The following is a 255-nucleotide window of genomic DNA, read 5'->3' as shown; positions in this document are numbered from 1 at the left end:
CTATGACGAGCAAACTTGCAAATTTCCAACGGCATACTATCGACAATATAATAATCTTCAAATTCTAAAAATCGAGAGGCTAATTTTATTCTTACTTCTTCTAAAAATAAAAACAATTTTCGCCTTCCTTTATTGAATTGACTTCGCTCAATTAAATTAGAAATTTGTTCTTTGTTTATCTCTTTAAATAAGGAGTTTTTACTATCAATAGACATAAATTCAGCGGTTAAACTCAATGCAACTACTTCTAAATCA

The 255-nt window shown here is 28.2% G+C and carries 1 pseudogene; it reads right to left on the bottom strand.

Annotation, left to right across the window (positions count from 1 at the left end):
• A pseudogene (locus WFZ85_RS16390) lies at positions 1 to 255 on the bottom strand (IS982 family transposase); the annotation flags it as partial.

The sequence above is a fragment of the Flavobacterium aureirubrum genome (genome assembly GCF_038739835.1).
In the GTDB taxonomy this organism is placed as follows: domain Bacteria; phylum Bacteroidota; class Bacteroidia; order Flavobacteriales; family Flavobacteriaceae; genus Flavobacterium; species Flavobacterium aureirubrum.
The sequence above is the reverse complement of the archived record's forward strand: the minus strand, read 5'-3'. Positions and strand labels throughout refer to the sequence as shown.